This window comes from Halomonas sp. AOP5-B2-8 (assembly GCF_052376475.1).
Lineage (GTDB): Bacteria > Pseudomonadota > Gammaproteobacteria > Pseudomonadales > Halomonadaceae > Vreelandella > Vreelandella casei.
The window spans coordinates 447604-473097 of sequence record NZ_JBQSVS010000001.1 but is presented as its reverse complement, the minus strand read 5'-3'; the positions used below and the strand labels follow the sequence as shown (position 1 = coordinate 473097).

The 25494-nt window shown below is 53.9% G+C and carries 25 protein-coding genes; 9 read left to right on the top strand and 16 right to left on the bottom strand.

Going from position 1 to position 25494, the window contains the following annotated elements; genetic code table 11:
* Nucleotides 1–104: 104 nt before the first annotated feature.
* Together ACT3RP_RS02165 and ACT3RP_RS02160 are read right to left on the bottom strand one after the other, a co-directional pair.
* Entirely contained in the window at nt 105–635 is a 531-nt protein-coding gene (locus tag ACT3RP_RS02165) for a chromate transporter (protein WP_441685268.1), read from the bottom strand.
* Nucleotides 632–1216 (bottom strand): chromate transporter, encoded by a 585-nt coding sequence (locus tag ACT3RP_RS02160; RefSeq protein WP_483393138.1) that lies wholly within the window; start codon nt 1214–1216, stop codon nt 632–634. Before ACT3RP_RS02160 ends, ACT3RP_RS02165 begins: the two co-directional genes overlap by 4 nt.
* 176 nt (nt 1217–1392) lie before the next feature.
* Here ACT3RP_RS02160 and ACT3RP_RS02155 point away from each other — a divergent pair, with 176 nt between their 5' ends.
* The gene (locus ACT3RP_RS02155) at nt 1393–2061 is read left to right on the top strand and encodes a GntR family transcriptional regulator (protein ID WP_096281749.1); all 669 of its coding nucleotides are present in this window, start codon (nt 1393–1395) and stop codon (nt 2059–2061) included.
* 89 nt (nt 2062–2150) lie between these two features.
* A complete protein-coding gene (locus ACT3RP_RS02150; RefSeq protein ID WP_096281747.1) occupies nt 2151–2705 on the top strand; it encodes a DUF1415 domain-containing protein in 555 nt (184 codons plus the stop codon).
* Here ACT3RP_RS02150 and ACT3RP_RS02145 read toward each other — a convergent pair.
* The 8 genes from ACT3RP_RS02145 to ACT3RP_RS02110 form a co-directional block, all read right to left on the bottom strand.
* The gene (locus ACT3RP_RS02145; protein ID WP_444624577.1) at nt 2702–4354 is read right to left on the bottom strand and encodes a HAMP domain-containing protein; all 1653 of its coding nucleotides are present in this window, start codon (nt 4352–4354) and stop codon (nt 2702–2704) included. The genes ACT3RP_RS02150 and ACT3RP_RS02145 overlap by 4 nt on opposite strands.
* 186 nt (nt 4355–4540) lie before the next feature.
* On the bottom strand, nt 4541–5044 hold the full coding sequence (locus ACT3RP_RS02140; protein ID WP_096281743.1) for a GNAT family N-acetyltransferase: 504 nt from the start codon (nt 5042–5044) through the stop codon (nt 4541–4543).
* Nucleotides 5045–5124: 80 nt separating this feature from the next.
* On the bottom strand, nt 5125–6117 hold the full coding sequence (locus ACT3RP_RS02135) for an LLM class flavin-dependent oxidoreductase (RefSeq protein WP_096281741.1): 993 nt from the start codon (nt 6115–6117) through the stop codon (nt 5125–5127).
* 160 nt (nt 6118–6277) lie between these two features.
* Nucleotides 6278–6964, bottom strand: a complete 687-nt coding sequence (locus ACT3RP_RS02130) for an SDR family oxidoreductase (RefSeq protein WP_444624578.1) — start codon at nt 6962–6964, stop codon at nt 6278–6280.
* A gap of 110 nt (nt 6965–7074) precedes the next feature.
* Nucleotides 7075–8358 carry a nitrate- and nitrite sensing domain-containing protein gene (locus ACT3RP_RS02125; RefSeq protein ID WP_483393137.1) on the bottom strand — a complete coding sequence of 428 codons (1284 nt, stop codon included), beginning with the start codon at nt 8356–8358 and terminating at the stop codon, nt 7075–7077.
* 79 nt (nt 8359–8437) lie between these two features.
* The gene (locus tag ACT3RP_RS02120) at nt 8438–9790 is read right to left on the bottom strand and encodes an MFS transporter (RefSeq protein WP_096281735.1); all 1353 of its coding nucleotides are present in this window, start codon (nt 9788–9790) and stop codon (nt 8438–8440) included.
* Between the two features lie 355 nt (nt 9791–10145).
* Nucleotides 10146–11165: a patatin-like phospholipase family protein gene (locus ACT3RP_RS02115; RefSeq protein WP_441685280.1), complete on the bottom strand. Its 1020-nt coding sequence runs from the start codon at nt 11163–11165 to the stop codon at nt 10146–10148.
* A 123-nt stretch (nt 11166–11288) separates the two neighbouring features.
* Nucleotides 11289–12011 (bottom strand): murein L,D-transpeptidase catalytic domain family protein, encoded by a 723-nt coding sequence (locus ACT3RP_RS02110; protein WP_483393136.1) that lies wholly within the window; start codon nt 12009–12011, stop codon nt 11289–11291.
* Nucleotides 12012–12116: 105 nt separating this feature from the next.
* On the opposite strand from ACT3RP_RS02110, the gene ACT3RP_RS02105 reads away from it, so the two are divergent.
* Nucleotides 12117–13763, top strand: a complete 1647-nt coding sequence (locus ACT3RP_RS02105; protein ID WP_483393135.1) for a L,D-transpeptidase family protein — start codon at nt 12117–12119, stop codon at nt 13761–13763.
* A 143-nt stretch (nt 13764–13906) separates the two neighbouring features.
* Here ACT3RP_RS02105 and ACT3RP_RS02100 read toward each other — a convergent pair whose 3' ends face one another.
* Nucleotides 13907–15610 (bottom strand): peptidoglycan DD-metalloendopeptidase family protein, encoded by a 1704-nt coding sequence (locus ACT3RP_RS02100; RefSeq protein WP_096281729.1) that lies wholly within the window; start codon nt 15608–15610, stop codon nt 13907–13909.
* A 513-nt stretch (nt 15611–16123) separates the two neighbouring features.
* Between ACT3RP_RS02100 and ACT3RP_RS02095 the strand changes: the two genes are divergently transcribed.
* A complete protein-coding gene (locus ACT3RP_RS02095) occupies nt 16124–17047 on the top strand; it encodes a LysR family transcriptional regulator (RefSeq protein ID WP_096281727.1) in 924 nt (307 codons plus the stop codon).
* Nucleotides 17048–17137: 90 nt separating this feature from the next.
* Nucleotides 17138–18130, top strand: a complete 993-nt coding sequence (locus ACT3RP_RS02090) for a glutathione S-transferase family protein (protein WP_441685287.1) — start codon at nt 17138–17140, stop codon at nt 18128–18130.
* Between the two features lie 167 nt (nt 18131–18297).
* On the opposite strand, the gene ACT3RP_RS02085 is transcribed toward ACT3RP_RS02090, so the two are convergent.
* Nucleotides 18298–18780: a PRC-barrel domain-containing protein gene (locus tag ACT3RP_RS02085; protein WP_096281723.1), complete on the bottom strand. Its 483-nt coding sequence runs from the start codon at nt 18778–18780 to the stop codon at nt 18298–18300.
* Between the two features lie 125 nt (nt 18781–18905).
* Nucleotides 18906–19103: a CsbD family protein gene (locus ACT3RP_RS02080; RefSeq protein WP_096281721.1), complete on the bottom strand. Its 198-nt coding sequence runs from the start codon at nt 19101–19103 to the stop codon at nt 18906–18908.
* Nucleotides 19104–19227: 124 nt separating this feature from the next.
* On the opposite strand from ACT3RP_RS02080, the gene ACT3RP_RS02075 reads away from it, so the two are divergent.
* From ACT3RP_RS02075 to nfi, 3 genes are all read left to right on the top strand, one after another.
* The gene (locus tag ACT3RP_RS02075; RefSeq protein WP_444624583.1) at nt 19228–19536 is read left to right on the top strand and encodes a hypothetical protein; all 309 of its coding nucleotides are present in this window, start codon (nt 19228–19230) and stop codon (nt 19534–19536) included.
* A 78-nt stretch (nt 19537–19614) separates the two neighbouring features.
* A complete protein-coding gene (locus ACT3RP_RS02070) occupies nt 19615–21336 on the top strand; it encodes a DEAD/DEAH box helicase (protein WP_096281719.1) in 1722 nt (573 codons plus the stop codon).
* A gap of 225 nt (nt 21337–21561) precedes the next feature.
* Complete coding sequence (gene nfi, locus ACT3RP_RS02065; RefSeq protein WP_483393134.1) at nt 21562–22251, top strand: deoxyribonuclease V; 690 nt, start codon at nt 21562–21564, stop codon at nt 22249–22251.
* A gap of 14 nt (nt 22252–22265) precedes the next feature.
* Here nfi and ACT3RP_RS02060 read toward each other — a convergent pair whose 3' ends face one another.
* Nucleotides 22266–22982, bottom strand: a complete 717-nt coding sequence (locus ACT3RP_RS02060) for a glutamine amidotransferase (protein WP_441685295.1) — start codon at nt 22980–22982, stop codon at nt 22266–22268.
* 164 nt (nt 22983–23146) lie between these two features.
* Between ACT3RP_RS02060 and tpx the strand changes: the two genes are divergently transcribed.
* Nucleotides 23147–23647: a thiol peroxidase gene (gene tpx, locus ACT3RP_RS02055; protein ID WP_096281713.1), complete on the top strand. Its 501-nt coding sequence runs from the start codon at nt 23147–23149 to the stop codon at nt 23645–23647.
* 5 nt (nt 23648–23652) lie between these two features.
* Here tpx and ACT3RP_RS02050 read toward each other — a convergent pair whose 3' ends face one another.
* Entirely contained in the window at nt 23653–24345 is a 693-nt protein-coding gene (locus tag ACT3RP_RS02050; RefSeq protein WP_096281710.1) for a gamma-glutamyl-gamma-aminobutyrate hydrolase family protein, read from the bottom strand.
* Between the two features lie 44 nt (nt 24346–24389).
* Nucleotides 24390–25421, bottom strand: coding sequence for an amidoligase family protein (locus tag ACT3RP_RS02045; protein WP_096281708.1), 1032 nt, complete (start codon nt 25419–25421; stop codon nt 24390–24392).
* Nucleotides 25422–25494: the final 73 nt, after the last annotated feature.

Below are 25494 nucleotides of genomic sequence, written 5' to 3'. Positions count from 1 at the left end.
ATTGAGTTTGGTGTTCTGGGAAGTCGCCCTAACTGCAGCGACGTGGTGAGCGCGTGGTTCCGTTATCGGGTTCTTGTTATAAAAATGCGGTGTTTTAGGCAGTGTTAGCCCAGCAGGAGTGCCCCATAAATCAAGGCGCCAATGACGACAAAGGCTGGGTGCGTTTTAAAGCGAATCAGGGCTATGGCAGCGACGATTCCGATAATCAGTGTGTGAATGACGCCGCTGGTGTTAATACCTTCAAGCAGAAAACCCAAGGTCAACCATGCCATCATCATAGCGATGACTGGGCGAACCCATTGGCTCATACGCTTCACGCGTGGCGATTCGCGGTGCCGATACAGCAACCCCAATGCGCCAAGCATTAACAGTAAGGAAGGAATGACGGTGGCCGCGATCGAAACGAAAGCGCCTCCAACGCCAGCGACTTCATAACCAACGTAGCCCGCCATTTTGGTCGCGATAGGGCTGGGTAAAGCGTTGCCTAAGGCAAGCGTTTCAGCAAAGGCTTGAGACGTCATCCAGCCGTAGCGGCCGACGACCTCGGCTTCAATTAAAGGAATAATCGCCGGGCCGCCGCCGTAGCCGATAATATTGGGAATAAAAAAAGCTAAGAAGAGATCCCAGTAAATCACGCGGTCTCCTCCGTTTTTTTCTTGCTGGAGGGTCGAAGCAGGGCAGCCAGTAAGATGGCACCAATGACCCAGCCAGGATGAATGCCGAGCCAATAGATGAGTCCAGCAGAAATAATCACCATGGCTATGCTGACTAGCCAGCCAAGCGACGCCTTGGATTTATCAAAAAAGTCCCAGGTTAGCTGCGCCATCATTACCATCACCACTGGAACCACTGCTTGGCCCATGCCTCGAATCCAAGCAACATCGCGATATCGGCTAAAAATGCCTAACATGACTATCATTGCCACTATCATGGGAAAAATGACGGCAATAACTGAGGCAATACAGCCCATTGTGCCGCCTACTCGGTAGCCAATGTAGCCGGGCATTTTGGTGGCGATGGGGCCTGGCAAGGTATTGCCGATCGCTAATACGTCGGCGAATTCTTCATCGGTGAGCCATTGGTAGCGGGTGACAACCTCGGCACGTACAAGCGGTATCATGGAAGGGCCACCGCCAAAGCCGAAGATGCCTACGCGGAAAAATGCCCAAAACAATTGCCAGGAGACGGATTGCACTTTCATGCCCCGTGTTTTCATGGACAGTGGCCCTGCAGGGCTGACAATGAGATAGAAAGCATATCCGACCTTATTTATCGTTCGTAGGTTAAAAAATCGATTATTTTATATAAAATAGACTATAGGTAGTGCTCGGTGTGGCGTCAATACTGAGGCGAAGAATGATCACGAGCGCGAAATAATAAAGGGACAGCATTATGAGTGATTCTTTACCTAAATTAGCTGCAACAGCATCAAGCCGCGTATTTGATCACTTGCGTAAAGACTTAGTGGGGGGGCGTTTTATTGCGGGCGAAAAGCTTGCCATTAATGCGCTCAAAGAGCGCTATGACGTAGGCTTGAGCCCGTTACGAGAAGCACTCAATAAGTTGGCGGCCTATGGTCTGTTGATACAGGAAAATCAGCGTGGTTTTCGGGTTCCAAAGCTGTCGCGTGAGGAATTGGAAGATATTGTCCAGATGCGTCTGGAAATGGAGGGCATGGCGTTGGAGCGGGCAATCAGCCATGGCGATTCGCTGTGGGAGGCCGATTTGCTGGCCGCCGCGCACCGCCTGAAACGCGCGGATATCAGTTTGGATAAAGGCGAGCCGTGGGAGCACTTGCATACGCAATTTCATCGTACGCTGGTGGCGCCCTGTGGTTCCGTTTGGCTATTGCGCTTTATTGAGCAGTTGCACGACCAGTTTGATCGCTATCGTCGCTTGGGTCCGAAAATGCCAACGATTCGTCAAGAGCTTGACGAGCAGCATCACCAGCTCGTTGAGCTAGCATTACAGCGCGATGTCAGGGCGGCGCGAGAACTAATGAACGACCATATTCATAAATCCTATGAAGTCGCTTTAAAGCGCTACCAAGAGCACGCCTGATAGGGCCACGTAGTGGCAACTGACGGCAACTGATAAACTGCCGCGATCTGTCCATCGGCCATTGTCGGGCTAATGCTAAAGAGGGTGCTATGCACGCGGATAATCAAATAGTGGCGCAAACGCTAAGCTGGGTGCGCACCTTCATTGTGGCGCAGGATATTTGCCCATTTGCGCAGCGGGAGTTAGAGCGTGAATCCATTCGCGTCGAGGTCGTACGTTCCAAGAAAATGGAAGTGGCGCTTGAAGAGCTGATGGTTGAAGTGCAGTGGTTAGACGAGCACCCGGAGACGGAAACAACCTTGCTGGTATTTCCAACGTTGTTTAAAAGCTTTGACCATTATCTCGACTTTGTTGAGCTGGCTGAGCATATTTTGGTCGATCAGGGCTATGAAGGCATCTATCAACTCGCAACCTTTCATCCTGATTACTGCTTTGATGGCGCTGAGCCTGAGGATGCTTCTAATTATACCAACCGCTCCCCCTACGCGATGGTCCACTTGTTGCGTGAAGAGAGCGTCGAGAAGGCGATTGAGTTTTACGGCGATACCGATGCTATCCCCGAGCGCAATATTGCCAAATTGACGGCTATGGGCAGCGATGCCGCTGAGCAGCAGCTGCAGCGCTGCTTTGGAGTGGATGTTTAAGGGGTGTGAATTACCAACTGATGTTTGCCTTGGCTTTTGGCTGTGTAAAGCGCGACATCGGCAAGTTTCATAACCGTGTTTATATGGTGACCGTGCTGAGGCCACCAAGCCGCGCCTAAACTGCAGCCGACGGTGGCCTGCTCGTTTTCAGGTAATAAGATGGGGTCGGCAATGGCGTTTAGTAAACGCTTACTTACCTCATGGGTGAGTATTTCAAGATTCTCAGGTTTCGTTTTAAGCACCATGACAAACTCATCGCCACCCAAGCGGGCCACGACATCACCACTGCGCAGTGCGTTCTTCAGCCGCTGTGTGATCTCAATCAGCAGTAAATCGCCGGCATGATGGCCCAGCTCGTCATTAACCTGCTTGAAGCCATCTAGATCGATGAAAATAACCGCCATACTTTGCAGATTTCTTTCTGCTTCGGGAATCGCTAGCTGCAGATACTGATTGAGGAACGCGCGGTTAGGCAGGCCGGTGAGCGGGTCAGTATTCGCTAAATCTTCCAGACGGTTGATGGTGTAGTTCTGGACCAATAGACGATCGACCATATTACGCATTGAAGTAGATAGGCGTTTAAGCTCTGGAGAGCCGCTTTCAAGCGGGATAGTGTCGCCATTCTCGCCCTCTTTTATACGATCAGCAGCCCTTGCTAAGCGGGTGAGGGGAGCAACCATGCGTGATGCAATGATCCAACCAATCAACGCGAACACCAAGGCTAGCAATACCCCTGTGCCCATAATGGCCGCTTGAAGCTGCTTTACGGGAGCAAAGGCAGTAGCAATGGGTTGGCGGCTAACCGCTACCCAGCCTAGACCTGGGAAGTCTTCAAAGCCGCTGCTGCGTGTATAGCCTGTCACAAACCGCTCACCGCTAGGCCATGTTTCGATTGCCCACTGAGGCGTTGGGTTGTCGCGACTGGGTAAATGTTTCAGCGTATTGAGTGGCTGGCCAATCATCTCTGCAGGCCCTAGTAGCACTGTGTTATCAGCCGACAGCAGCAGCATTTCAGTGTCTTGCTGGTGTACCGACGGTGATAGCATGGAGTTTTCAACGTACCGCGCCCACTCCCAGCTTAAATGCACGGCAAGCACACCGCGTAGCTCGCCGTTTTGGTCGGTCACCGGTGTGGCGATGTCAACAAACTTAAGGGCTTCGCCACTCGGGTTAGGCAGTAACTTGGCAAGCAGCAATGCTTCATGAACATCCCCCACCCAAAGTGCTTGCCGACCCTCGATAAATACCGGGCGCGCCGCGATAGATTCTCCTTCTAGAGTGCCATCCGTTGCAACCTGGATGATGCCTTCTGGATTGGTAAAACCAATCCAGGAAACGACATTATGATTGCTCTGCAATAGCTCTAACTGCTCGCGCAGTACGCTCAAATCATTGTCATTAGTGAGCGCCTGAATCCCTAGTAGTAGCTTGACCTCTTTAACACGCGCATCCATGCTGCGGTCAAGCTTGTCTACCATTTGGTAGGCGGATTCTGACGCCGCGTAGCCAATGTTTGATTCCAACTGGTGGGCTGTTTCCCGAGCGGCCACCCACCCAAGCAGCAGCGTGGTCGCGAAGATTAAGGTAGCAATCAGGGCAATAAAACGTGAGCGCAGAGAGAGGCGTGAAATAAAAGCCGGTTTAAACATTCTGAAATGCTTTCCCGTGAAAAGTGTAAGGTTCAGGTGGTCGGTGCAATCAATCGTTGATTGACGGCTAGGCCGACTTAACTTATGCACTGAACCTTACCGGAAAACCGCTTAATGTGCGCGGCCTTTGCTTAGATCTCATCATTACTTTTGACTGGGTAAAGAATCGCCAAGAAGCGGCAGACCTTAGTGGCCTGGCAGCACTTTATACATCACGTGGGTATCGACAAAACCAAGCTGCGCATGGCGAAAGGCATTGGGAACCGTGCCGACAATGCTAAATCCGAGTTTTTGCCATAACGCGACGGCAACCTCATTAGTCGCCACCACCGCGTTGTATTGCATCGCTAGAAAACCTAGCTGATGTGCCTGCTGCTGGGAATGCTCGCACATGGCCCGTGCAACGCCTTTGCCCCGCGCGGCGGGGGCCACCATGTAACCACAGTTACATACGTGATCACCGGGGCCTGCAGCATTGGCTTTTAGGTAGTACGCGCCTAATAGTTGGCCGCTGGCATCCTTGGCGACCACGCTGGCTTTAGGTGCTTTAAGCCATAGCTGGCGCGCCGCCTCGATACTGATGCTGGGCTCAATCGCGTAAGTTTCTTGTGCCGCGACAATCGCTTGAAACGTTGGCCAAAAGACGGCGAAATCATCTTCTGTCATCGGCGTGAAGGTGAGTGTTGTCATAAGCTTTCTAGCGGTGCCCTCTGGTTTAAAGCCTATTGGTTATCGAATGTCTAGCGAATACCTAAGCAACGGCTAAGCGATCAGCGAGCGACCTCGGCGACAATTTCATAGCTGCGCAAGCGATCTGAATGATTAAAAAAGTCACTATTAATCATTAACTCATCAGCGCCGGTGCGTGCTTGAAACTCTTCCAGCTCGGCTTTCACTGTCTCAGGCCCACCAATAATCGCCGCGCCTAAAAACTGGCTAACTTGAGCCTGCTCAGCCGGTGACCAATCTAGTTGTTCAACCGGTGGCAGCGACTGAGTAGGCTTGCCTCGAATTAGATTAAGAAACTTCTGCTGTGCGGTGGTGGCTAGGTAGTGGGCCATCGCATCACTTTCAGCCGCCATCACGGGTAAGCCAACCATCGCATGGGGCTTGGCAAGATGTTCGGAAGGGCGGAAGTTGTCGCGATATAGCCGCAAAGCCTCAAATAAATAGCCCGGTGCAAACTGGGCGGCAAACGCAAAAGGTAAGCCAAGCTTGGCTGCCAGCTGCGCACTGTAACCGCTAGATCCTAGCAGCCATATCGGCACATGTGTTCCCTGGCCGGGAACGGCTTTAACGCGCTGATGAGGTTCGGCGTCAGCTAAGTAGCTACTTAACTCATTGAGTAACTGAGGAAAGTCATCGACGCCGGCATGGGCATTGCGGCGCATGGCCTGCATGGTGGCGCCATCAGAGCCAGGGGCACGCCCTAAACCTAGGTCAATACGGCCAGGATACAGCGTTTCCAGCGTGCCAAACTGCTCGGCAATCACCAGCGGTGGATGATTCGGCAGCATGATGCCGCCGCTGCCTACGCGGATCGTCGAGGTTTGCCCGGCGACGTGGCCGATTAACACAGCGGTGGCGGCACTGGCGATGCCAGCAATGTTGTGATGCTCGGCTAGCCAGTAACGGGTATAGCCCAGCCGCTCGGCTAATTGTGCTAGCGCCGCGCTGTCGCGAAAAGTCTCAGCGGCGCTACCGCCTTGGCGTATCGGGGCTAAGTCCAGCACGGAGAGGGCGGTATTGGCGAGTTGGCTCATGGTTCACCTGCATATGACGTCGTGGGCGCGTGGAGTGCAAAATTACTTAGCGCGCTTGGTAATATCACGTTATGCGGTCAGTGCCGACCAATTACAAGGCATGATCCATTGCTGAGCCCCGATAAGCATCCTATTTGCAACGTTGCTGCATGAATAGCGCTTACTCGACGGGTGGCGTCGGCCGAATGAGTATTTCATTAACGTCCACATGAGCAGGCTGTGACAGCGCATAGATGACGGCGTTGGCGACATCGCGATCTTCAAGGGCATGCTCCGGCGGCTCGTCAAAAAACGGCGTGTCGACCATCCCTGGCTCAATCAGCGTGACGCGCATGCCGGTGCCACGAAGTTCTTCGCGCAGATTATAGCCAATGCCTGTTATAGCCCATTTAGTCGCACTGTACATCGAACCGGGAATGGTGGTGCGACCGGCTGAGGAGCCTGTTAAAACTACCTGTCCTTTACTACGTTTTAGGGCCGGTAAGCAGGCCTGAATGGTGAGGCCTGCGCCATAGACATTGGTCAGGATCATCTCTCGCCAAGCGGTATGGTCAGCGCCACTAAAGCCACCAGGCGAGCCGCCGCGGCCAGCGTTGACAAAAACGGCATCTAACCGACCGAAGGTTTCGATAGCCTGCTCGACCATCGCCTGCTGTTGCTCCATGTTGGTGACATCAAGTGAATAGGGCAGCACATTTTCTGGCCCTAGCTCTTGGGCGAGTGCGCTGAGCTTGTCACTAGAGCGAGCCGCTAATACCAGTTTGTAACCTTCCCTGGCGGCGGCACGAGCAGTCGCTGCTCCGATGCCGCTTGATGCGCCGGTAATCAATAGCACGCCGTGATGCATAGGATTGCACTCCTTGCTGGATTAAACAGGTGGCCTTTAGCATGGCCAAGGAGAGGTCATCCTGCAAACATAAGCTTATTCCACGTGATGCGATGCCAGCTTATGTCGGCCTAACGGGAGCGGTGCTCTTCTTTGCGTTTAAGCATGGCCGAGAGATCCAAAATGGCTTGGGCCATGTCCGCCATACTTTTGCTTTGGTCCATCGAGGTTTTACGCAAAAACCGATAGGCCTCCTCTTCGCTCATGTCTTGATGTGCCATGATCAGGCCTTTAGCGCGCTCAATCAGTTTACGCTCACGCAGGGTTTTACGGGTGTTTTCTAACTCGTCGCTAAGCCCTTGCAGGCGGCTAGCCTGGGCTTGGGTCAGTTCGATCAGCGAGCGTCCTAGCGGTGACGTTAGCGCGTCGGCCGTCAAATGACCGAGCGGCTGGGCGTCATTTAGCGCTAGCAGCTGTTCGCAGGGGGCGGGCATGTAGCGAAAGGGCATGACGTTAGCCTTCGCTAACGCAGCGTTGGCCTGAGCTATTTTGCGATGACAAAGGGTGCTTAACTGATCGATAAGCGCTTCTTCGACCGTTTTCATTGAATCAATGCGTAGCGTCATGAGTTCGTACCAGGTTTCGCTCAGCGTATTAGCATTGTCGCTAGGTGGATGCTGCGCGCTGGGTGAGGGGCGGCAGGCGATGTCGCGTAGATGGCAGATGCCCGATAGCGTACGTGGCGAGCATTCGGTATGCCAAGCCTGCTGAGCTTCGGGCGTGGCAAATTCCAAAAAGGTATCAAAACAACGCGTTTGATCAGCCACTAGCTGATTTAATAAGTCGCGGTGTGCTTCATCAAAGTGGCCATGGGTAAAACCAAACGCACCGCAGGCGCGCTCTTGGCCAGCCAGCTCTTTGCCTTGCATTAAGTGGAAAATAGCCACCAGGCTGCGGGTAATGTCGGGATCAATGGAGGTGTCCGCGCCTTCAAAGACAATCGCTAGCAGCCCACTGGTCAACTGATTAAACGCTTGGGTCGCGGCATCGGGAGAGATCAAAAACGTATCAATGGCTTGGCGCAGCGTGCCAAGTTCATCAAGGGCATGCCAAACGGCGGCGATACGGCGCAATAGGCGAGCAGCAGCCTGTGGACGAGCCTCTTGACTAAGCGCTTCCAACCGCTGACGCATTAGCGTTTCAGCCTGCTCGCTGTGCTGGCGGTAGCTATCGCGACGTGCTTTGAAGCGCTGTCCTTGAGAGGCAAGATAGACCGTGGAGGCGCCACGCTCACGCTGTAGCATATGAATAAAGCGGCTAATGTCACCGACAATATCAGCGGTAGTGGCAAGGTGGGAGAGGCTATCGATATCGCAACGGATGGCGGTTAGTAGCAGCTGCTGCGCTGAAGACATAGAGTTTTCCCTGGTAGCTTACCGCTTAAAGTCATGACTCCCTCATCGCTGTGAAGCGCAGGGGTGTATTTAAAAGCGCTTAACGCAATGATAGCGCGCCTGCGCCTACTTCATCGCCCACCGCATCGCGGTAGGCTTTAGCCTCTTCGGCTTCGGTGGCGTCGCTAAAGCGTACCAGCAAGACACAGGATGCCAGCGCCAACACCGTAAGCCCTAAATAGAACAGGCCCTGCTGATAGCTCAAGCTCTCGCTTCGAAACAGGAACGCTGCACCCACTGCGCCTACGTTACCGCCCGCGCCGACAATGCCCGCTACCGCACCCAGCGCTTTTTTATTGATAAAGGGCACCACGCCGTAGGTGGCACCTTCGGCCATTTGTACAAACAGGCTAAACACCAACATGATGCCAATGGCGAGGCTCAATACATGCATTTGTGAGAACGCGACCAGCGCAATGCCTTCGAAAATGAGGGCGATAAACAGCCAGCGTACGCGTCCTTTTAAACCGTTTTGCTTGGCGAAAAGATCCGAGAAGACGCCGCCTAGCGTGCGGGCAAAAATATTCATCAGCCCGAATAAGCCAGCGATCAGGCCCGCAGTGGCTAAAGTGAGATCAAATTTATCAAAGAAGTAGATCGCCGCAATATTGTTAATCGTCAGTTCGACGCCGAAGCAGAGACCATAGACAACGAATAGCGCCCATACACGTATATCCTTAGCCGCGGCTAGAAAGCTTTGCTTGGCGCCGTTTTCACCGGTGGCTTCCGGTAGCTCGCCTCGTGCGCGCAGCTCACTGAAGTTGCCGTTGGGAGCATCCTGGGTGAACAGCCAGTAACCGATGCCGGTAAACAGCATGACCACGCCGGGCACCATCATCGCCAATCGCCAGCCGAAGGCTTCGTTAGCACCTAGCATCAGCAGGCCTGAGAAGATGAGAGGCATCAAAATCTGTGTGGTGCCACCTCCCAAGTTGCCCCAGCCCGCGCTGGTGGCATTAGCGGTTCCCACTACGTTAGGCGCGAACATCATCGTGGTGTGGTATTGCGTGATCACAAACGAAGCGCCGATGGCACCAATGGCTAAGCGTGCCAGCAGAAATGTCTCAAAACTATTGGCGAAGCCAATGCCCATCACGGGGATGGCGCCTAACAGCAGCAGGCCGGTATAGGTTTTACGTGGACCGATTCGATCACAAAGGATGCCAATTGCTAGCCGAACAATCACCGTAATGGCGACCGAGGCAATAATCGTATTACCAATTTGTGTTTGGGTGAGTGACAGATCTTCACGCACAATCGCCATTAGGGGGGCGATGCCGAACCAGCCGAAAAAGCAGATATGGAACGCGAACCATGAGAAGTGAAAAGCGCGCATTTGCGGTGTGGAAAAATTAAACAGTCGAATGCGGTTGGCTTTATTGCGAATGTCCATGATGGCCTCACAGGGCATAAAACGAGTTTTTTGTTACACAACGCTGATCAAAACCGCGCCGCGCAAACAATTGACGAGAACATGCCTTCATCATTGAAGGTCAGTTTCGACGCACTCGTACCCTGTTGGGCCTGGTCCACGCCTACCACCACTGGTAGGAGTTATGCAGGTAGTTTGCCAGTTGCCTATTTATTTTTAAAAATCATAATCTTATTTTTTTAGAAAGGTGTTTGAAGCGGATCAATCCCATCACTATGCTGCATGATTGGGCACGCGATATCAGCTCTGCGGCATCTTGGTGCTTAGCAGTAGGGGCAAGTTGAAAATATATGAGCGAGCCTATTCGTGGCGTTGCTTATTCATTCAGATAAACCGTATCTATATCCAGCGTGGAGTGGTCGCCAATAGCGTCGAAATTCTCGCTCAACCAGCGTTCGGCGGCGGCCTGGCCGTGTTCAAAGAGGTGGCATAAAAAAGCCCACTCAGAATTGGATTTACTGGAAACGGAGAGCTCTTCAAGCGCTTGTTCACCGCTGATGCGATGAAACAGTGCCTGCTGATAGCAGTTTGTAATACCTTGCTCTTCAAGGGCATGCTTAAGCAGCGCGATCATTCGGATCTCTTTTATCAGCGCTGAGTTAAACGTGATTTCGTTAAGGCGATTCATAATCGCCGAGGCGGAGGTGGGTATCTCATCGCGGCTAATGGGATTAATTTGTATGAGAAGGATATCCCGCGCACCGCACTCTTCCATTAACGGAAACAGGGCGGGATTGCCCATATAGCCGCCGTCCCAGTAGGCCTCACCATCGATTTCTACGGCTTGGAACATAAAGGGCAGGCAGGCCGAGGCCATTACCGCATCAACGCTCATTTCTTCGCGGCGAAACACGCGCTGTTTTCCCGTGCGCACGTTGGTCGCCGTGATAAATAGCTTGAGCTGCTGGCATTGTCGAACCCGCTCAAAATCAATATGGCTGGCCACTATGTCGCGCAGCGGATTAACGTTCAGCGGATTAAGCTGGTAGGGCGACACTACGCGACTTAATAAGTCCATGGCGACAAAGCCGGGCGATTGGTCAAGGCTCCAGTTGCCGGTCAGCATATCCATGGGGGAGCGGCGAATGGGGCTGGCCATACCTGCGCGGCTGACCGCTTGCCAGAAGTCGTGCAGCGCTTGTCGGGCGGTTTGTTTATCGCCTCGGGTCAGCGCATCGGCCATGACTACGCCGTTCATTGCCCCGGCGCTGGTGCCGCTGATGCCCTCTATTTCAATGCGATCATCCGCCAGCAGGCGATCAATCACTCCCCAGGTATAAGCGCCGTGGGCGCCACCACCTTGTAAGGCGAGGTCTAGCTTTTTGACGTTGGTCATATGCTGTTTCCCATTGCGACGGATGAAGAAATAGAACTGATAAAAAATAGAGTTGCTGTGGGGGCAGCATGGCATAGGCCGTGCGTGAAAACGAAATGCTATTGGTGCGCACATGCCGCGAGCTTAGCGGCGAGCAATCTGATCGTTGGCCGCTGTGCAGCCTAGAAAGGCAGAGGTGGCCAGCCACTCGGCATCGGGATAATAGGCGAAAACATACTGATCCTCTTTAAGGCTGTCGATGAGCGGATACGTCACATCTTCACGAACGGCCGGGCAGCCATGACTGCGTCCTAACCGGCCCGTTTGAGTGATAAAGGCATCGCTCACGTAGTCCGCGCCGTGAATGACAATGGCGCGTTCATACGCTAGATCATTGACGTTGGGCTCAAGGCCTTCTAAACGCAGTGAATAGCCGTTGCTGCCGTAGTAACTGTTCATCGTACGAAATAGCCCCAGGCTCGACTGGTGGCTGTCAGGCGTATTGGAGAACGTTTCCGCCTGCATGTCGCCGGAGCCCTGACCATGTGAAACTAGCTCTTCAAAGAGCAGTTGATGCTGGCGCAAATCAAATACCCACAGACGTGGCTCGGTAGACGGCAGCGAGTAGTCGATCACCGCTAGACGCTCGGCATTCGGTGCCGCGCAGTTAAGTGCTTGAGCAGCCAAGCGCAGCGCCTGGTGCGTTGCCTGAGGAGCAAGCTGTAGCAACTGATGCTGTAACGGTGGCACGCCGGGAGGCGGCGTTGAGGCAACCTGAGCAAAGAAGCCGGCGGCGTATAGCGGTAATGTAAATAATGCTAAAAAAGGAAAACATAGCAGCGTGATAAGTTTTAAACGAAGCGCCATATAAATCGATCCTGCAAACAATATCAGTCATGATGACCACAGCCGACTAAGATAAAAAGACGGGGCGGCTAGTGTGGAACGCGATAGTAACGCAAGGAGAGAGCGATGAACGAGATGCAGCCACTAAAACGATGGGCGCTGGGAACCGCCCTGTGCCTAACGCTTACCCACAGTGCTTTAGGTATTAACAGTGCATATGCAGACTCAGCGCCATTGCAGCAAGCGTTAGCGCAGCAGCTAATCACTGCCGAAGAGCAGCATCTACCCATTGCCGAGTTTTATCAACTGCGTGACGGTCAGCCGGTTTGGCAGGCTGTCTTAACGGTTGAGTCGTTGGTGGCTGCGTTGAATGGCTTGGAAAGTGACGGCTTGGCGCCAATGGATTATCACGCTGACACGTTGCTCAATGAATTTCATCGTAGCCAGACCTTAGGAGTGTCGGCGCAGGCGGCATTTGATATCAAGGCAACCCAGTCGCTGCTGCTGGCGCTGGATCATGTAGAGCGTGGCAAGGTCGACCCGCGGGATGTTGAGCCCCAGTGGGACGCGCCGCGGCCCGCGCGCGGATACTCACTGCTGCGCGTTGTGCATGCCATTGAAGATAATAAGCTGGAAGACGCTATCGCGCTGGCCCGTCCCTCATCGGCTGAATATCAGCAGTTGCGCGATGCCTTAAAGCAACATTACCAGCTGGCTAATCTGAGCAGCACGCCTTACTTGGCCGCGCGGGAGGAGTCACTCCGCCCAGGCGATGAAACAGATGATGTCGTTGTACTTCGCCAGCGCTTAGCTCTCTGGGGCGATACCGATTTATTGGCAGCCGACAGCGGTGCTTATCCACTGATTGGAGTGAAGGGCACGGCAACCAATCGGCGTCTTTTTGATGCGTCACTGGAAACGGCCGTGAGACGCTTTCAGCGGCGTCACTTATTGCAAGCTGATGGGGTGGTCGGTGAGCAAACGCGCTTGGCGTTAAATACATCGGTTGCCACGCGTATTGATCAGCTGCGTGTCAACTTAGAGCGCGCGCGCTGGATACGTCCAATGCAGTTTGCCGAGCCGCGTGTGTGGGTCGACATTGCGGGCTACCGAATGCACTACGTGCGTCCTAATGGTCAGCAGTGGGATGCGCGCGTGGTGGTAGGGTCGCCACGCCGTGAAACGCCCATTATCCACTCGGCGATCAGTCATCTAACCATTAATCCTTCTTGGACAATACCGCCCACTATTATGCGTGAGGACGTATTGCCTCGCGTGCGGGCGGATATCGGTTATTTGGCGCGTCAAAATATTCAGGTGATTAGCCCAGCGGGCGTGCCGCTGATTGCTGAGGAGATTGACTGGCAGCGCCCAGGCGGCGTTATGTTGCGCCAGGTGGCCGGTGTGGGTAACCCGCTAGGGCGCGTGGTCGTGCGCTTTCCTAATAACGACATGATCTATTTACACGACACGCCTGCCCGCGGCCTGTTTCAGCGCGACCAGCGTGCGTTAAGCTCCGGCTGCATTCGCGTCGAGGGGGTGGCCGAGCTTGCGCAGATGCTGCTGCAAGATACCGGCAGCCGTTATCAAATGAGCAGCCTGCTAAGTGGAGGCAGTGATCGTAATGTGAGCCTGGCTCAGCGGATACCCGTGGCGCTGCATTATTTAACCGCCTGGCCGAATGAGCAGGGAGAGGTAGAGTTTAGGCCTGATATCTATCGACGCGATGCGACACTGCTGACGGCGTTACAGCGCGCGCTACCCTCAAGCTAACTGCGGTTTCAGCAAGATATGGGTATCCAGTACAATGCAAAACACCGCCTCAATTGGGCGGTGTTTTGCATTATCAGCGTCAGTAAGTTAGTGGCTAGCAAGGCCCTTGCTGTTCATCTAGGCCTTGTTAGTCAATATAAACATTAATCATCGTTTTGCTGGTAGTTCGCAACGCTAACCGGGCCAGTTTCGCCGCTTTCCAACGTGGCCAGCATTGGCTCTGCCTGGCTCTGGAAGGCGACCAATGTATCGCCGCTTAAGCTGCTGTTCTCGGGAAGACTAACGGTCAGGGCGTCTACCGGTGCATTATTAACGATGACTTCATAATGCAGGTGCGGGCCGGTGCTGCGGCCTGTATTGCCGGAAAGCGCGATACGCTCACCCATGGTCACGCGGTCGCCCTGGTTAACCAGCTGGCTAGAAAGGTGTAGGTAGCGCGTGCGGTATCCGTTGTCGTGTCGAACTACAATATATCGCCCGGCAGCAGGGTGGTTGCTAACGCGCTCAACGCGACCGTTCGCGGGGGCGAGAACCGCCGTGCCAATGGGCATAGCAAAATCGGTGCCGTTATGTGGGCTGACTCGCCCCGTGATGGGATGCTTTCTGTTGGGGTTGAAGTTAGAGCTTAAGCGGTAGCTGCCATCAAAGGGATGGCGCGCGAACGCAGGATCCAGACTTCCACCTTCGGGCGTATAGAAGTTGTTGTCGTTCAGATTGCGTACCACGGTCAAATCCATGCGTTCGCCGTCATACTTAACGGCTAATACGCGAGATTCAAGGGTTTCGCCATCAATCATGTCTGACTCAACCAGTACTTGGAAACGGTCTCCACGACGGCTATCACGTCGGAAATCGAGTTTTTTCTCAAGTATCTTGGTTAATTCAGTCACTGAGCCGCTATTTAAGCCGGTGGCCTGGGCCGAACGTGCAAAACTGCCGCTGACGCTACCCGCATAAAGGCGTTGAACAGGTTCACCCTGACGCTCAATAGCGGTAATCGCGTACTGGTCGGCATCACGCTCTAACATGACACCTTCGCGGGTGTTTTTCATCATGCGTAGCGACAGTAAACGGCCGTCTTCATCCAACTGGTAATCAAAGCTATGCCCGGCGCGCCAGTTGGTTAACAAGCGCTGATCGGGTAAGTCTTCAAGCAGGGTGAGCACTTCACTATAGCCAAGGCCTAGCTGATCTTGCGCCAGCACGGCGAATGTTTCGCCGGATTCAACAATATGCGTTTTCCATACGGGCACAAACGGCTCTTCTGCCGCTAGTTCTAAATTCAGAAACGAAACGTCATCGAATAGCTCAATGCCATAGTCTTCATACGAGGTGGCATCGGCAATTTCCATTGAAGATGCGCTATCTACGTCCAACATGCCGCTCGTTAACGTGCCAACGACCACTGCCATGTGCAGGGCACCGCTATCAAGCGAAGATACACCCAGCGCTACTGTGTTGGGTGTAATGGTGCTAACGGCGGCTAGATTACTGCCCAGCGTCGGCTGACTAGCTATATCAGCTTCGGCCTTGGAAATGACGTCAAGATCAACGACCTCAGTAACCGCTAGATCGCTGAGAGGGATGTTTCCGCGGGTGGCGTCGAGGGCGCGTGAGGCACGATCGATCGCTTCAGCCACCGGGGTGCGTTCTTGGCTTAATGAAGGAACGCCCGGTGCCGAATCGCTAGGCAGCGGCACTAGCACGCTTTCTAACGGTGTATATGACTGGTTTAGATCATGATAAGTAGTGACTAACTTCTGTGTGCCTAGCACTGTGACCATAGTAGCCACGGGTAACAGTAATAATTTGTGCGTGCGAGGCAGCGAATGGAGGATTCGCAACATGGGTAAATGGACCGCCGAGTTCGTGATTAAAAGATGACAAAAAAATATATATACCCGGAACCATACCCCATGCAGAGGGGGGTGCATAGACTGTATGCCTATACATAAAACGTACTTAAATATAAAAATGCAAACAATGTGCACGAAAAGTCTATTAGTGAACGCTGTTTGCAAATAAATGTAACTGAGAAAAGCTAATTAAATAGCGTTATCCGATCATATACGAAAATATTTTTTTTAAAAGTATTAATACAACAAATGTATAGTATTCATCCTTTAGTCTAGTGCCGATAGGTCAGTAAAAGGATGACAGTGTTAGCGCCAGCCAGCACTACAAGTCGGGTTTATGCGGGCAAGCATGAGTGTTTAAAAGATGGCCGGGTGCCAAACGTTGGCCATGATTAGCCAGCCTTTTATATAGGTTGCAGAACTGCGGAGCGTTTACTGGCATTCTAGTCATATTTTTCGAATATTAAACGCAGTGTTTCGCTATTTTGCGTCGAGGAAATCGAAATGTCCCGGGTAACGCTTTCACAATGGCAAATGTTGGCTGCCGTGGTTGATCATGGTGGGTTCGCGCGTGCGGCAGAAGCCGTGCACAAGAGCCCTTCCACGTTGAATCATGCCGTCCATAAGTTAGAAGAGCAGTTAGGGGTTCAAGTGTTAGAGCCCATTGGTCGCCAAGTGCGCTTAACCGAAGCCGGTGAGCTGCTTCTTCGGCGCGCACGTCAATTGATTGAAAGCGCGGCCTCGCTTGAGGATGTTGCCATTCGCCTCGCTGCTGGTTTAGAGGCGGAGATCGTCGTCGCTATCGACCAGGTGTTTCCCGCCGATGCCCAAGCCAAAGCGCTAGAGCGCTTTTCTGAAACCTACCCTCAAGTGCGTGTTCAGTTGCACGAAAGCGTGCTCAATGGCGGCGTAGAAATGCTCTACGATGGCCGGGCTGATCTTGTGGTCTCGGGCATTGATGCCCAGGGTTTTTTGGGTGAACCACTGGTAACCGTGCGCTTTATCGCAGTGGCACATCCCCAGCATGCGCTTCATCAGCTAGGCCGTTTGCTTGACTTGCGCGATCTAGCTCAGTATCGCCAACTTGTAGTGCGCGACTCAGCGCTGCGCCAATCGACGAACGCTGGCTGGTTGAAAGCCGAGCAGCGCTGGACGGTCACCCACCTAAATACGTCGCTGGATATGCTCCGGCGTGGTTTGGGTTTTGCGTGGATGCCTGAAACGCGTATCGCTGACGAGTTGCGAAGCGGTCAGTTGAAGCCGCTGCCGCTGCCCGCAGGTGGAGTGCGCGAGGTGCCGGTTCAGCTCATTTTCCGTGACCGAGATCGTGCCGGGCCTGCTGCCCATGCGATGGCCACTGCGTTAAAGCAAGCGGTGATCAGTGAGTGCGCCGTGCAGGATTCGACTCAGTCGAATGAAAAGCCCTAAAACATCCGCTTGAGCATCCCTGATGCGGGCGTATGCTGAATAGATGCAAGGTAATGTGTCCATTACCTGAAGACACTTTCAGGAGGCCCCATGGGACTATTAGTCAATGGCGAGTGGCACGACCAGTGGTACGACACCAAAAAGAATAACGGGGAATTCGTGCGCGAATCAGCCCAGCTGCGCGACTGGGTGGGCGACCAGCCGGAAACGGATGGTCGCTGCTATCCAGCAGCTAAAGATCGCTATCATTTATATGTGTCCCTGGCGTGTCCCTGGGCGCACCGCGCTTTAATTATGCGTACGCTAAAAGGGTTGAAGCCACTTATTGGCACGTCGCATGTTAGCCCGCTGATGCTTAAGGATGGCTGGACTTATCGTCAGGATGAGGGGGCCAGCGGCGACCCAATCAATGGCGTCGACTTTCACCGCCAGCTCTATACGATGACCGACCCGCACTACACTGGCCGAGTCACCGTTCCTGTGCTGTGGGATAAGCAGCGCAGCGCTATCATCAATAATGAGTCTGCGGATTTGCTGCGCATGTTTAATGATGCGTTTGATGAGCTAACGGGCAACGATTTAGATTTTTATCCACTGGACCTGCGTAGCGTTATAGATGAAGTTAACGCCGATGTGTACGACCACATCAATAATGGGGTTTATAAATCAGGCTTTGCCACCGAGCAGAACGTTTATGAAAAGCACGTGAAAGCGTTATTTGAAGCGCTGGAACGGATGGAGGCACGCTTAAGCACGCAGCGTTATTTGGCGGGGGAGTGGTTAACAGAGGCTGACATTCGCCTTTTTACCACCCTGGTGCGTTTTGATGCAGTCTATTACGGCCACTTCAAGTGCAATGTTAAGCGCATCGCAGATTATCCCAACCTTGCCAACTATGTGCGGGAAATCTATCAATGGCCGGGCGTGGCCGAGACGGTCAATATGGATCATATCAAGCGCCACTACTATTACAGCCACGATAAGATTAATCCAACCCGTATTGTCCCCGCTGGCCCGCTGCTCGATTTTCAGCAGCCCCATGATCGAGAGCGTTTGCCAGGGCAGGGCGTCAGGCACAAATAGCTTGGTAATGTGACGGCGGGCGCAGTAATAGAAAAGGGCCGCCCCAATGAAATGGGGCGGCCCTTTTAACGAGCTAGTGTTAACGAGCTGCTATCACTACGGTTTTTACTGGAGGCTCAAGGCGTATTTTGCTTGCTCAAATTCAATGAAAAACCGTGCTGGTGTGATTACTCGTCAGGATTGACTGCTTCACGAGTGCTCTGCCAAGCGCTTTGTGCACCTTCCTGGGTAGTTTCCCAAGCATCGCGGGCGCTAGCTTTGGTCTGCTCCCACCAGTCATGGTTGTAGGCAGGAAATGCTTCTACTTCTTCCTGGCTGGCGCTGATCATGACGCGGTGTTCCGTATCACCATCGTTTTCCATATCGGTTTCAAGAGTGAAGTAGTCGGTATCGACGACGATTTCACGACCACCTAGCCCGAGTACGGAACCGCTTTCAATGACCAGTGCGGTGATGCGCATTTCTTCGTCAAACAGAATGTCTTCAACGTCGCCGATTTCTTCACCGGAACCGCCGGCAAAATAAACCTCTGCATCAAGAATATTGTCGGCAGAATACATGCCCTGTGGCTCACTTGACGCGTGGGCGCTCATAGCAACGCTTCCCAGTAGGGCGGTACCGATAACGGTTGTCAGGATAGTTTTACGCATAGCATCTCTCCATGTGGCTACGATAAATAATAAGCTGCTGTGCTTATTAGTATTCTAAATGGTGTTGCAAAAATTTGACTGTCTTAACGTACTGCTCTTAAGTGCTGGCAGGTTTGTTCAGGTGACTATTGCTTCTCAGCCCACTCATCGGCTCTACGTTCTGCGTCTTCTCTCGCTAGGCCATATTTTTGCTGAAGCTTGCCGACCAGCTGATCTTTCTTGCCACCAATCTGATCAAGCTCATCGTCGGTAAGGTCGCCCCAGCTTGAACGAGCCTTGCCCTTCATTTCTGTCCATTTGCCTTCAATCTGATCCCAGTTCATCGCCTCACTCCTTGATAGTCTTGAACTTGACTGAACACTTAATATGTTAGACGAAATGTACACAAGTGCAAGTGGTTGATTCAATGTGGTGCAAGTTAAAAGTGCTGGTCAGGAGCAAAATGCGGTGTTAGGATGCGCGCTCCTCGCATGTGTTGACCCCTCCATCACGACGATAAGCGTTTACCTGCTTAGCTACTTAGCAGTATCGCTTGCGGGAACATTTAGCCAATTGCTTGATGTTCATTGCTGTGTAGATGGCGCGCCTCCAGTATTTCACCACACGGGTGAAATCGGCGCAGAAGGTCGCCACAACGGTTGGCCCGCAAACGCGGTGTTTGCTAACCGGATGCTAGGTGCGACCGGCGTCTCCGACTCCATTGATGGCTACGACCGCTACGGCGGTGCCTGTTTTCGACAACGACCATTTTGTTAAGGTCGTTGCGCGATGACAGAGTCAGAGACGCTTATGATGTTTTTTGCCGGTACTTGCCGGCCTACCAAGGTGTGATTAATGACCTCGACTTCTGTCGCCTCGCCGAGCTTCGGTGATCTGGCTCTATTGCCTGCCGTTCTGTCTGCTGTTGAATCACAGGGTTATTTAGTACCCTCACCGATTCAGGCACAAACCATTCCTGCGCTGCTTGAAGGCCGCGACATGCTGGGCCAAGCTCAGACAGGTACGGGTAAAACGGCTGCGTTTGCTTTACCCCTATTATCGCGCCTGGAACTCCAGCGTCGCGAGCCACAGGTGCTGGTCATGGCACCGACCCGCGAGTTGGCTCAGCAAGTAGCTGCCTCGTTTAGTAAGTACGGCCAAAACCTGAAAGGCCTCGAAGTGGCTACCCTGTGTGGCGGCCAAGAGTATCGTGAGCAGCTAGGCGCTCTTAAGCGTGGCGCACAAGTCGTTGTGGGTACACCGGGTCGTATTATCGATCACCTGGATCGCGGCAGCCTGAAACTGGATGGCCTATCCGCGCTAGTGCTGGACGAAGCCGACGAAATGCTGCGCATGGGCTTTATCGACGACGTAAAACGCGTGGTTGCCGATACCCCTAAAGATGCACAGCGCGTGTTCTTCTCGGCTACGCTGCCGGCAGAAATAGAGCGTATCGTTAACCGCTACCTGGTTAACCCCGTGAAAGTGGCGATTGAATCTGGCACCACGACTGGCGAAAACATCGAGCAGCGCATTGTGCGCGTTGATGGCGGCGCCAAGCTAGAAGCCCTGTCACGTATTCTTGAAGTCGAGCCGGTCGATGGAGCCATCGTCTTTGTTCGTACTCGTGCAGCCTGTACTACCCTGGTTGAGCAACTGACTGCACGCGGTGTTAACGCTGCTGGGCTTTCGGGCGACCTTGATCAAAGCCTGCGTGAGCGTACTATTACTCGCTTGAAGCGTGGCAAAGTTGATGTGTTGATTGCTACCGACGTTGCGGCTCGTGGCCTAGACGTATCGCGTATCACTCACGTCATCAACTATGACCTGCCCCAAGATGCGGAAGCCTATACGCACCGTATCGGCCGTACCGGTCGCGCTGGTCGTAGCGGTATCGCGATTACCTTTGCTGGCTTCCGTGAAGGCCGCAAAGTCGGTTGGATGGAGCAGGCAACCGGTCAGAAAATGGCTGAAATGCCGTTGCCTGATGAGTCGGCTATCCGCGCTCATCGTGATGACGTCTTCCATCATCGCGTTATCGCCTCTTTAACCAAAGGCGCCGCAGAACAGCGTGCTTTGATTGAGCGTCTTATTGAAGAAGGCCATGATCCGATCGAGCTGACCTGTGCGTTTGCCGCTATGGCGCGTGCTGATGAAGCGCCAATTGGTCGTCTTCAGGCGCCGCGCAAAGAGCGTCCGACGCGTGACGGCGCACCTGCCGGTAAGCCGGGTGCTCGCCGTGAGCGTACTAGCAACAGTGCCCCGACCGAAGGCATGACGCGCTACCGCGTCTCCGTTGGTCATAAAGATGGCGTTAAGCCGGGCCAGCTAGTTGGCGCTTTGGCTAACGAAGGTGGCATTGAAGGCGCGCGTATCGGCCGTATCGATATTCGCAACGCGTTCTCTGTAGTTGAGCTGCCAAGCGGCCTGCCTGCAACGATTCTTACTAAGATGGCACGTGCTCGTGTAGCCGGTCGTCCACTAGAAATCAGCGAAGACAGCGCACCGGCTGAGCGCGCACCGCGCCGCCGTCGTGATGAAGGCGATGCGCCGGTTCGTCGTCGCGAACGCGCCTAAGTCTTTATTAGCGTGAGTCTTAATTAACGTAAGGCTTAATCAACGGCTGCTAAGCAGCAATTGAGACGCTCATAACGCCCCCGCACCTTTCCTGGTGCGGGGGCGTTTTTTTGCTGCTTTAGCTATTTCTCACTACGATATCTCACACCACGATCTCACTCACTACGATCTCACTCACTACGCTGTCCTGCATCACGCTATTCTTTACCACGTTAGGAGGACGCCATGCTGGCACCGCTTCATGATTGGAACCTTATGCCAAGGGAGGCGAGGGCGCTGCAGTCACAGCTGGCTGAGCGGCTAGAAACGTCAGATCGGCTAGCGCCGGTTTCGCACATTGCCGGAGTTGACATCGGTTTTGAAGACGGCGGCGAAACGACGCGCGCGGCGGTGGTCGTGCTGAAATGGAACCCGGCCACTGCGCCAGATTTAAGCGTGGTTGAGCAAGTGGTTTATCGCGAGCCCACGCGCATGCCGTATATTCCTGGCTTGCTGTCGTTTCGTGAGGTTCCAGCGGCGCTAGGGGCCTTTGCAATGCTCAGCGTGCAGCCTGAGTTAGTGATGGTGGATGGTCAGGGAATTGCTCATCCCCGCCGCTTAGGCGTGGCGGCGCATTTAGGGCTGTGGCTTGATTTGCCCACGATTGGTATTGCCAAGTCACGCCTGTGTGGAAAGCATGCGGAGGTGGGCGAGCAGCGCGGCGACTGGGTGCCGCTTTACGCGGGAGCCGAGACGATCGGTGCCGTCGTGCGCTCCCGCGCCAAGGTCAAGCCCGTCTATGTGTCGCCAGGGCACCGGGTGACGCTGGAAACCTCGCTTGCCTGGGTAATGCGCTGCTTAGGCCGCACTAAGCTACCGGAGCCAACGCGCCTGGCGGATCGTTTAGCTTCCCGGCGCGATGAGCGTCGGTCGTGAGTCGTGCTGCGGAGTTATACGAAGGTTAAAAACCGCTGGAGAAGGCTTGAAGATGCCTGGCAGTCAACCACGTTCGCTAGTAGTACTTCGGGTTCTTCGCCCTGGTCGCGCAGCGCCTCGCGCTGGCGTTCAAGATAGGCGCGCATCACGGGGGCGGTGAATTCAGGGTGAAACTGCACGCTCCACTGGCGCGGCCCGTAGCGCAGCGCCTGGTGAGCATCGTGGTGGTTATGGGCTAGCACGGTAGATCCATGTGGCGCCTGTATAACCGACTGCGCGTGAGTAAGGTGCGCCGCAAAGCGTTCCGGAAGCTGGCGAAACAAGGGGTCGATTTGACCTGCCTGGGTGAGCCGCACGGTGCGCGTGCCGGACTCTCGGCCAGCCGGATGATAGTCACTCACGCCACCAAACGCGGCAGCCATCAGCTGATGGCCATAGCAAACGCCGAGCATGGGCGTATCGTTGGCGAGCGCTTCTTCAAGCCATGGCTTGAGTGCTTCACTCCAGGGCTCGGCGTCACTCACCATGCTGTGCGAGCCGGTAATAACGATGGCGGCCAGCGTACCCACCGAGGGCGCGGGTGTGTTGGTCCGTGCGTCCCAAACCCGCAGCGTCAAATGCTCTGGCAGGGCGGTGCTGAGCTGTTTTTCAAACAGCGTTTCAAAGTCACCGTGTTGGTCGATCACTTCTGGAAAAGCGTCGCCAGTTTTAACAATTAGTACACAGGCCATGCCAAAACCTCAGTAAGATAAACCGGCAGCGTTGAACAAATACGCTAACGGCAAGTCTGCAAAGGCGTGACGATAGCGCTTATCATCAATGCTTTCTAGTGGGTTTGTCAGTGAGGCCCGAGACATTCTCACCCTATTTAGCTGAATAACCCAAGGAGTAGGCAATGCAACAGATTACCCGCGCAGGCGAACCTATGGATGTCGCTGGCACGCTGCCCGCTGAAGGCCAAGTGGCACCTGTGATGACGCTTACCAATACTGACATGCAGGATGTCACGCTCGAGACTTACGCCGGCAAGCGTAAAGTGCTCAACATTATTCCCAGCGTAGACACCCCCACCTGCGCAATGTCCACACGCCGCTTTAATGAGCTGGCCTCTAATCTTGCTGACACCGTGGTGTTGGTTGTGTCTGCCGACTTACCTTTTGCGGCGAAGCGCTTTTGCGGTGCTGAAGGATTAGATAACGTCGAAACACTGTCTACTTTCCGCCACGGCGAATTTCTTGAGGCCTGGGGCGTTGCACTGCGCAATAGTCCGATGGAAGGGCTGTGCGCTCGAGCGGTAGTTGTGCTGGATGCCGATAACCGGGTGCTGCACAGCGAGCTGGTGAGTGAGTTGAAAAACGAGCCTGACTACAGCGCTGCGCTAGCGGTTCTCAAGTAGTAACGCTATTCGCACTGTTTTCCGCACCGGCTAGAATGGCGCTTTGATGCCGCCACCAGTGCGCGAATTAAGCGCTGCTGGGGGCGGTTGAAAATCAGCCATTCGGGGTGCCATTGCACGCCAATCAAAAAGTCATGCTCACGAGACTCGATGCCTTGGACTAGGCCATCGCGGTCGCGAGCGACGATATCAATGCCCCGTCCAGCTTGGTAAACGGCTTGATGATGCAGGCTATTGACGCGGCACCACGTTACTCCCAGCAAGCGGTGTAGCTTGCTTGCGCCGACAATGTCGACGGTTTTGCGGGGTAGCACGGTACGGCGCCGCTTTAAGCCTTCATGGGTGGTGTAGATGTCAGGATCAAGCGTGCCGCCAAGATGCACGTTGATTAATTGCGCCCCCCTGCAGATGCCTAGTACCGGCGTTTGTAACGGAATAAAACGTTCCAGTAGCATAAGCTCTAGCTCATCGCGCGCGGGGTCAAGGCGCACATCCAGCTGTACCTCTGCGCCGTAGAGGTAGGCCTGTATGTCGTCGCCGCCGCCAATGATCAAGCCATCCAGGCTCTTCGGTAAAGCGCGCGCGGGCGATAGGCGCAGCGGCTTACCACCATGGCGCCAGACGGCAAACCAATCAAACCACCAGGCTAGCTGGCTTTTTTGATCAGACGTTGTGATTCCGATAAGCGGTCGAGACATGCCGATAGTTACTCGCTATTTTTTAAATTAAAGAAGGTAGCGCTCTAACGCTTACGGCGAAGCCAGTGGCCCAGTTTTTTTGATCCTCGGGCCAGCTTTGCTTTTACACGCGTTAGCAGCGGCCGGTTTTGATCGGCGATATATTCGGCGCACCGTGCCAGCAGTACCTCGGCATTGGCGGCGAGTTTTTCTACCTCGACCCAGCGGTTCCATTCAACGACCGAGCCCCAGCCGGGCTGTGAAAGCTGTGCATTAGGCAGCCGGTAATGAAAGGTAGGGCGCGATTTAGTGAGCTTGGCATGCAGCAATGCATGCGGATGCGCTGGGCGTAAATAGGCGAATAGTGGCAGCATATCCAATTCGCGATTACGCGTAGGGTTGTAGTGCAGATAGTCATTGATCAGCGTGTCAAGATCGGGTGAATAGTGGCTATCGAGCACTTTCAGCACGTATTCTTTAGGGAAAGGGTTGGCGTGAGGCAGTATTTCCCGGGTAATGTCGATTTTGATGTCGTCGCGCAACCAGCTGGCAAGTAGCATATAGGCCCGCAGCATGGCGAGCAGGTAGCCGACGTCAAAATGCGCCACTTCCGGATTAAGATGCAGCCCGAACCCATACATTAGGCTTGCATCGGTGCCTTTCGCACCGTGCTTGCGCAGAGTTTCAAATAGCGTGTCTAGCGCTTCGAGTTCATTCCAGGGCACGGGTGGCACAACGATCTCTGTCGGTACTAGGCCCGTGACCATGTCGCCAATCAGCTCACGGGTTTTCTGGTGAAACTCAATGCGGCGTTGCTGCCGGTGGCGCGTCCACTCGTTGTCGAGAGCGCTAGGGTCTTCAAACAAGGATTGGTCAGGGTGAGCGTACTGAGTGTCTAGCTCGATACCAAATTGGCCCCAGCGAGTAGCCTCTACTAGTAGCCGGTGAGGGCTTACCACGTTAAGCTCCCCGCCAAATAGATCGCGTACGATCAGCGCTGTGTCGCTGGGCGGTAGGCCAGCAAATTCAATTTCGACGCCAACATGCCGGTTTTTTCCATGGCTGTTTAAGCGGTTGGGCGGAGCTTGTAGCGTCATCTCAGCATCCTTGAGGTGAACGTTTAGGTGCTCAGCCTATCATAGACACGCGTCGAGGCTGCGCGTACTCAAT